This window comes from Peptoniphilus olsenii, from assembly GCF_040545475.1.
GTDB lineage: Bacteria > Bacillota > Clostridia > Tissierellales > Peptoniphilaceae > Peptoniphilus_A > Peptoniphilus_A olsenii.
The window spans coordinates 38,371-46,637 of record NZ_JBEPMA010000012.1 but is presented as its reverse complement, the minus strand read 5'-3'; the positions used below and the strand labels follow the sequence as shown (position 1 = coordinate 46,637).

The following is an 8,267-nucleotide window of genomic DNA, read 5'->3' as shown; positions in this document are numbered from 1 at the left end:
GAGCCGTGTGAGGGGAAACTCTCATGCACGGTTCTTAGAGGGGAAAGGGATAGTAATATCCCCGACCTACTCGACCAGACAATAGAGAATAAGCAAAAATTCATTTCTCAAATTATGACAAGCAAGACACCTGTGCGTGTTGCAGAAGATGTTGATGAAGCAAGCCTATCTTATTCAGAAATTAAGGCTCTAGCTACGGGGAATCCTCTAATTAAAGAAAAAATGGATTTAGATAACGAAGTTACAAAATTAAAAATGCTTGAAGCAAACTACAAGTCTAATAAATATAAGCTTGAAGATAAGGTAAATAAAATTTATCCTCAAAGTATTTTAAAAACTGAAATGGAAATACAAGAAGTTAAAGAAGATATTGCAAATGTTGAGAAATTAGGAGAAGGAGATAGCAAATTTACTTCAATAAGTCTTGGTGCAAATAAGATTTTAGATAAGAAAGAGGCTGGAGAGAAGCTATTAGAAGAAATAAAAAAGGTAAAGATAAATGATAGTAAGGTTATTGGTAAATATAGGAATTTAGACTTACAAGTTTCATATAACTTTATGACTAATGCTCACACCTTTAAACTTCTAGGAAAAGCAGAATACTTTGGAGAGTTTTCAAACTCTACTGATGGTAATATAACAAGGCTCGATAATGCCATTGAAAAAATACCTTCAAGACTTGAGAGGTTAAATCAAAACCTTGAAAACTATAAAGAATCTTTAGAAAATGCCAAAGTAGAATTAACTAAACCATTTGAAAAAGCAGATGAGTTAAGGGATAAGACACTAAGATTAGCTGAGATTAATAAACTTTTAGATATGGGAGAAGTAGAAGAATTAGAAAACCAATCACCACTATTAGAAGATTTAAAGAGGGCGATAGTAGATTATTCTAACTATGAGTTTTCGGAATCTAATAGCTATGAAGACTTTGACAAGCTATACCCAGATTTAAGCCATATAGGACTTGCCTATACAGAAACACCTGATGGTAAGCACTCGATTCAATATGAGGTAAATTTGGAAGAAAAAACATGGACTCAGTATGTAGATAATGTAGCTATTAGAACAGAATCTTTTGTAGAAGAAGATATATCTAATTCACAAGCTCTTAAAGACATGACTGAAGCCATAAAGATGTCAAGTTTTGATGATCTGGTAGCAGTAGATGAAGAAGATTTGAAACAAGCTCTAGGACTAGAAATAGATGATGACGGAAACTTCTATGACCCACTAGCAAAAGATCTTGACAATGACGGAATACCAGAAAGGTATGACAATGATTTTAAAGATAGTGATTACTTTGAATCAACTTATGATGTAGAGGATAATCTTCACGCAAGGGAAGAGAAACCATCAATATTGGAACAAATATCAAAATTCAAATCTGAAGAAGAAAAAGATAAAAACCAAGAAAAAAGTGAAAAAGGACAAGAAAGATAGAGGAGAGCGAAAGGCTCTCCTTATCAAACGTTTTGATTCTTTTCAATCTGTTTCTATGATAGACTTGATAGCAAGAAGGAAATTTGATAGTGGAAAAAGTACCTAAAAAAATGGTATAATATTGATGATTATTCAGAGAGAAAAATTAGAGATTGAGGGGATATGTTAACCGGTTATACAAGAATAGAGAAGAACTTAAAGGTGAAATAAGAAAAGCATTCGAAATATATTGTGAAATTTGATGACATTCCGGAAGCCTTAAAAGATAAAAGAGTTGATGAGGTTAATAGAACTCTGGCAGAAAACATTGCTTATCAGGTGGGATGGACAACATTGCTTCTCAAATGGGAAGAAGATGAAAGAAAGGGGCTTGAAGTAAGACACCATCAGATAAATTTAAATGGAATAAACTGGGTGAATTATATCAGTGGTTTACGTATACTTATGCTCATTTATCTCTGCAAGAATTGAAAAATAGATTAGGGGAAAATATTAGTTCTATCTATACAATGATTGATTCGTTAAGTGAGGACGAATTATTTAAACCGCATATGAGGAAGTAGGCTGATGGAGCGACTAAAACAGCAGTATGGGAAGTCTATAGATTTATTCATGTGAATACGGTTGCACCTTTTGGAACATTCAGAAGTAAAATCATAAAATAGAAAAAGATAGTTCTATAATTTTGAAGTTAAGGAGGTAATTATAATGAGTTCTTTAGTTGTATATTATTCATATTCAGGAACAACAAGAAGATTAGCAGAAGATATTGCGTTGATTACTGATGGGGATTTGAGAGAGCTGAAGCCACAAATGCCCTATTCATTCTCATATAATACAGCTGTAAAAGAAGTGAGAGAAGAAATTGAAAAAGGATATTGTCCACCTCTTATTCAAGGGACGGAAATTATTGAAAATGCAGAGGTGGTTTTTATTGGTTCTCCTAATTGGCTTAAAACTTTTGCCCCACCCGTGCTATCGTTTTTAAGAACGGTTGATTTAAGTGGAAAGACAATTATTCCGTTTTGCACGCATGGCGGAGGTGGTTTTGGGAGAATGATTGAAGATTACAAAAAGGAATGTAAGAATTCAATCATTAAAGATGGAATAGCGTTAAAAGGAGATTACAGTTTTGATGAACTAAAAACATGGTTAGATAGTAATTTATGAATCCCAGTTTATTAAACTCAAATAACCAAATAAAAGATACAAGATAGCAATTCACGAAGCAGTAAATCAAATCGGTTTACTGTTTTTTATTGCTCAAAATCAAGAAGAAAGGACAAAGAAAATGAAAGACATAGAAGAAAAATTTTAATGGCAAAAGAAGAAATCAAGCAGTTACAAAACAAAAGAAAAAGCTCATTAGTCAGCAGAAAGAGGAAGCACGAAAAAAGAGAGATAGACGGCTTTATGAAAAAGGAGGAAATTATGGAATACAAAGATATTAGAGAAAATTTAGAGGAAATGATGAATGATAATTACAAGGACTTTATAAAAGCACTTGTGAGCATAGAAAAAGGCGTTACTGATGAAAAAGCACTTGAAGAAGTCTATGTCTTATATATGAACAATGACACAACAGGTCTACTAAGTGATGACTTTGACTATATGATTGATGATATGAAAGAACAAGGAAAGCTCATTGAAAATACCAATGAACTTGAAGAAAAAGACGACCTCATAAATCTCGTGGGTAATATAGCTGGCAAAGTAGAAAATCTTGAACGAGAAAATGCTAATGGAGAAAAATTTAAAGTAAGTAATTTTTTAATTGTTTCAAAAGATGACGATGGAAATAAAGTTTGTACCAATTGTTCAGCCTATGGAGATAAGACAAAAGATTTAGAGAAACTAAAACAAGGAGATTTTGTTAAAATCTTCGGACAAGTAAAAACAAGCATTGATAACAACGGAAAGGAACATAAAAATGTTCGTATTTTGTCTTCTAAGCTTTTAAAAGCAAAAGAACAAGTAAAGAATCAAGATAAAGATAAAAAGTCCATATTAGGGCAAATAAAAAGCTTTAAGACAGATGAGAAATCTAAATCAAACAAGAAAGACCATAGCAAAGGTACAGAGAGATAAATATCGGCAGTCTTCGGACTGCCTTTATTTTTTTTGCTCATTTTTTTAATCTAATTTATTTAGGTCATATATGCATATCCACTTAAACTCATACAAAAATATTGCTTGTAAAAAAATACTTAATCACAATAATCGCATTTTAACTTGTGCTCCTTGCAAACTAAATTACGGACTTCACTTGGAAGTTTTCCCTTGTATCTTTTGTAATAAATGGAAAATTTGCTATGGGATGCGTATCCAACAGATTCAGCTATTTCCTTTATAGGTAGTTTGGTATTTAAGAGAAGAGTTTCAGCTACATTCATTCTTTTTCTTTGGGTGTATTCTGTAATGCTTTGACCATATTTTTCTTTGAACAAATTTTTTAATTTTGTTCCGCTCATTTTAGATATTTTTTCGAGAGTTTCCTGATTTACATTCATGGCGAAATGATTATCTAAAAATCTGGCTACATCTTCAAGTGCTTTATTATCATCAGATTCAATTTTATATTTTTTTCTATTTAAGTATGTGTCTATCACTATACTTATCCACTCATTTGCCTTAGCTTTAAAGAAAAAATCAGCAGCAGGAGGGTCCATCTTACAATTTAAAATTTCCATTGCTACTTTTTCTAAGGATTTAGTAAGAATTATTTGATTCGGTTGAAGTAAAGCTGAATAAAATGATTCTGGATGAATGTTAATAGATGCTAAATGTTTTTCTATTAGCTCTTTTTTAAAACCAATGGAAACAGCAAGATAACAACAATTCTCGTGTAATAAAAAAACAAAATCGTCTTTTATATTGTCAAAGTCAAAAGTACATAATGAGTTTGCAGTAAGTGTTTGATAAGGACTAAATCTCTCGCCGTTTGCGCTGACAATGTAGCTTGTGTATATTGAAACATAATCTGCCATACTATAAGTATTATTTTGAATTATTTCTTCTCTGATATAAAAATTATGGATATCAATAATAAATCCATCTCCCTCATAAAACCAATAAAGCCCTTCTGCATAGGTTAAATCCTCTTTTTTCCAACAAAAAGTGTGCCCTGCACTTGAATACTTCTTATTGTTTTTACATTCATCTACCTTCATATATTCTTTTACAAAATCATAATATGTCATAATGCGCCTATCCCTTTTAGACAATATTCCAATTAGCCTTATTAATTCAAAACTATTGTATTAGTCATTATAACAGATGTATAATAGAAAAGCAATGATAGTAATTATTAATAAAGCAAATTTATATCTAAAAGGAATATCAAAGAAAGGAGATATGATTATGAAGATTTACAAAAAACTATTTGCTTATGTACAGGATAAAAAATATCTTGGGGTTTTAGCTATAGTTTTTTCTGCTATATCTGCTGTGCTTACGGTATATGGATATTACTTAATCTACAAATTTTTAGATAGGTTAATAATTAATTCAAATTTATCTGGTGCAGAGAGCATAGCATTAAAATCTGTTATTACACTAACAAGTGGAGCGATATTTTATTTTGTCTCAGGACTGTTTTCACATATATTGGGATTTAGGCTTGAAACAAATTTAAGAAAGAGGGGGATTGATGGCTTAGAGAAAGCAAGTTTTAGGTTCTTTGACTTAAATCCCTCTGGTCAGATAAGAAAGATCATAGATGATAATGCAACACAAACTCATCAGGTTGTAGCTCACATGATTCCAGATAGCTCTCAGGCAATAGTTACACCCGTACTTGTCCTTGTACTTGGCTTTATAGTAAGTATAAGGGTTGGTATAACTTTGCTTGCTCTTACTATAATTGGCGGCTTAATTTTAGGGGCGATGATGGGCGAGCAAGAATTTATGAAGATATACCAAGAGGCCCTATCTAAACTAAGTGCTGAAACTGTTGAGTATGTGAGAGGAATGCAAGTTGTAAAAATATTTAAAGCAAATGTAGAGTCTTTTAAAAGCTTTTATAAGGCGATAAAAGATTACTCAAAGTATGCTTATGATTATTCCCTATCTTGTAAAAAGCCTTATGTTTTATATCAATGGTTATTTTTTGGACTGATTGCAATTTTAATTATTCCTATAGTTTATTTTATGACAAGCTTAGGTAGCGCAAAGGTGATTTTACTTGAGCTTATCATGATTATATTTTTATCAGGAGTTCTCTTTGTTTCATTCACGAGAATAATGTGGTACTCCATGTATATTTCTCAAGGGAATTATGCAGTAGATACTTTAGAGGCGCTTTACGAAGATATGCAAAAAGACAAATTAGTGCATGGTAATGTCAATAATTTTAAAAACTATAATATAGACTTTGACAATGTAAGCTTTGCTTATAATGATAAAGCTGTCATTGAAAATTTATCCTTTAATTTAGAAGAAGGAAAGTCCTACGCACTTGTCGGTTCATCTGGATCAGGCAAATCAACAGTAGCAAAACTTATATCAGGTTTTTACAATGTTAATGAAGGAAGCATAAAGATAGGCGGGATAGCAATAAGTGAATATTCTGATGAAGCCTTAATTAAAGCCGTTTCCTTTGTTTTTCAAGATTCAAAATTATTCAAGAAGAGCATTTATGATAATGTTGCTTTAGCTAATAAAGATGCGACGAAAGATGACGTTATGAGAGCCTTAAAATTAGCAGGATGTGATTTAATATTAGACAAATTCCCAGAAAGAGAAAATACAATCATAGGCTCAAAAGGTGTTTATTTATCCGGTGGAGAAAAACAAAGAATTGCAATTGCTAGAGCAATTTTAAAGGATTCCAAAATTATTATTATGGATGAAGCATCAGCATCTATTGACCCAGATAACGAGTTTGAATTGCAAAAAGCTTTCAAAAATCTTATGAAGGATAAAACAGTTATCATGATTGCACACAGACTATCTACAATTAAAGACCTTGATGAAATTATTGTTATGGATAGTGGAAAAATTATAGAAAGAGGGTCTGACAAAGAATTAATGTCAAAAGATACAAGGTATAAGAGCCTGCAAGAGATGTTTAACAGTGCGAATGAATGGAGGGTTTCAAATGAAAGAGTTTTATAAAAAAAGATTTGCTCTTACAGATAAAGGAGCAAGAAATTTAAGTAAAGCAACACTGGCTACATTTTTCGTTTATTGTATAAACATGCTTCCTGCCATATTACTTATGATTTTTGCTCAGGAAGTTTTGGAAAATATGGGCAAAAGCAATGGCTTTTATATAGTATTCTCAGTTTTGACTTTGATAGCAATGTATATTTTGCTTTCTATCGAATACGATAAATTATATAACACAACCTATCAAGAAAGTGCAGATTTAAGAATAAGGACAGCGGAGAATTTATCAAAATTACCTCTATCTTACTTTTCTAAACATGACATTTCCGACATTTCACAAACAATCATGGCTGATATTGCAGGCATAGAGCATGCAATGAGCCACGCAATACCAAAGGTGGGCGGCATGGTACTGTTTTTCCCATTAATGTCTGTAATGATGCTAGCGGGCAATGTCAAGATGGGTTTAGCTGTAATTATTCCATCTATTTTAAGCTTTATATTTATACCTTTATCTAAAAAATATCAGGTTAATAGACAGAATAGACATTATGATGTCTTAAGAAAAAACTCAGAAAGCTTTCAAGAAAATATCGAAATGCAAATGGAGATTAAAGCATATAATTTATCGAAGGATATTAAAGATGATTTATATAAAAAAATGGAAGATAGTGAGAGAGTACACTTAAAGTACGAAGTAACTACAATTTTAACTTTGTCTATATCTTCAATATTTAGCTTTATATCTCTTGCTGTTGTGATATTTGTCGGCGTAAATCTAATTATTAATAAAGAGATAAATTCTCTCTACCTTATAGGATATTTACTAGCTGCTATGAAGATAAAAGACGCTTTAGATGCATCTAAAGCGGGCTTGATGGAAATATTTTATTTAACGCCAAAAATTGAAAGATTAAAAGAAATTCAAAATCAAGATTTACAAGAAGGCGATGACTATAGCTTAAAAAAATTTGATATTGATCTAAAAGATGTTGAGTTTGCTTACAATAAAGACGCAAAAGTTTTAAATGGTGTAAGTTTTAAAGCTAAGCAGGGAGAGGTTACTGCTTTGGTAGGTGCAAGCGGATGTGGTAAAACAACTATCTTGAAACTTATATCAAGACTTTATGATTATGACAAGGGACAAATCCTAATCGATGGCAAAAATATAAAAGAAATATCAACAGAATCTCTTTTTGATAAGGTCTCAATAGTTTTCCAAGATGTGGTTCTCTTTAATCAAAGCGTTATGGAAAATATTAGACTTGGTAAGCAAGATGCAAGTGACGAAGAGGTTAAAAGAGCAGCAAAACTTGCAAACTGTACAGATTTTATAGAAAAGATGGATAAGGGTTTCGATACAGTTATTGGTGAGAACGGAGCTGAACTATCAGGAGGAGAAAGACAAAGATTATCAATAGCCAGAGCCTTCTTAAAAGATGCACCGATATTGATTTTAGATGAGATAGTAGCAAGCCTTGACGTTGACAACGAGAAAAAGATTCAAGAGTCCTTAAATAATTTAGTTAAAGATAAAACTGTTGTTATCATTTCACACAGAATGAAATCCATAGAAAATGCTGACAAGATAGTGGTTCTTGAAAACGGAAAAGTAGAAAGCGAAGGTAAGCATGAAGAGCTTTTACAAAAATCAAAAGTTTACAAAAATTTAATAGAAAAGACAAAAATGGCAGAAGAATTTATTTATTAGGAGG

Annotated in this window: 5 protein-coding genes and 2 pseudogenes; 6 read left to right on the top strand and 1 reads right to left on the bottom strand. The window is 31.7% G+C overall.

The genetic code is table 11. From position 1 onward, the window contains the following. From ABID14_RS08130 to ABID14_RS08115, 4 genes and pseudogenes are all read left to right on the top strand, one after another. Nucleotides 1-1,443: pseudogene (locus tag ABID14_RS08130) on the top strand (helicase-related protein); the annotation flags it as partial. 231 nt (nt 1,444-1,674) lie between these two features. Next, nucleotides 1,675-2,006, top strand: a pseudogene (locus ABID14_RS08125) (ClbS/DfsB family four-helix bundle protein). A gap of 145 nt (nt 2,007-2,151) precedes the next feature. Beyond that, the gene (locus ABID14_RS08120) at nt 2,152-2,613 is read left to right on the top strand and encodes a flavodoxin (RefSeq protein ID WP_354368952.1); all 462 of its coding nucleotides are present in this window, start codon (nt 2,152-2,154) and stop codon (nt 2,611-2,613) included. Nucleotides 2,614-2,874: 261 nt separating this feature from the next. After that, complete coding sequence (locus ABID14_RS08115; RefSeq protein ID WP_354368950.1) at nt 2,875-3,531, top strand: DNA-binding protein; 657 nt, start codon at nt 2,875-2,877, stop codon at nt 3,529-3,531. A gap of 119 nt (nt 3,532-3,650) precedes the next feature. Here ABID14_RS08115 and ABID14_RS08110 read toward each other — a convergent pair whose 3' ends face one another. Further along, nucleotides 3,651-4,643 carry a helix-turn-helix domain-containing protein gene (locus ABID14_RS08110; protein ID WP_354368948.1) on the bottom strand — a complete coding sequence of 331 codons (993 nt, stop codon included), beginning with the start codon at nt 4,641-4,643 and terminating at the stop codon, nt 3,651-3,653. A 160-nt stretch (nt 4,644-4,803) separates the two neighbouring features. Here ABID14_RS08110 and ABID14_RS08105 point away from each other — a divergent pair, with 160 nt between their 5' ends. Next, nucleotides 4,804-6,558 carry an ABC transporter ATP-binding protein gene (locus ABID14_RS08105; protein WP_354368946.1) on the top strand — a complete coding sequence of 585 codons (1,755 nt, stop codon included), beginning with the start codon at nt 4,804-4,806 and terminating at the stop codon, nt 6,556-6,558. Further along, nucleotides 6,542-8,263: an ABC transporter ATP-binding protein gene (locus tag ABID14_RS08100; protein ID WP_005399340.1), complete on the top strand. Its 1,722-nt coding sequence runs from the start codon at nt 6,542-6,544 to the stop codon at nt 8,261-8,263. Before ABID14_RS08105 ends, ABID14_RS08100 begins: the two co-directional genes overlap by 17 nt. The last annotated feature ends 4 nt before the right edge of the window (nt 8,264-8,267 follow it).

Coding starts and splice junctions, on each gene's coding strand:
- ABID14_RS08115 (WP_354368950.1), top strand. CDS start 2,875: ATGGAATACAAAGATATTAGAGAAAATTTAGAGGAAATGATGAATGAT.
- ABID14_RS08100 (WP_005399340.1), top strand. CDS start 6,542: ATGAAAGAGTTTTATAAAAAAAGATTTGCTCTTACAGATAAAGGAGCA.
- ABID14_RS08105 (WP_354368946.1), top strand. CDS start 4,804: ATGAAGATTTACAAAAAACTATTTGCTTATGTACAGGATAAAAAATAT.
- ABID14_RS08110 (WP_354368948.1), bottom strand. CDS start 4,643: ATGACATATTATGATTTTGTAAAAGAATATATGAAGGTAGATGAATGT.
- ABID14_RS08120 (WP_354368952.1), top strand. CDS start 2,152: ATGAGTTCTTTAGTTGTATATTATTCATATTCAGGAACAACAAGAAGA.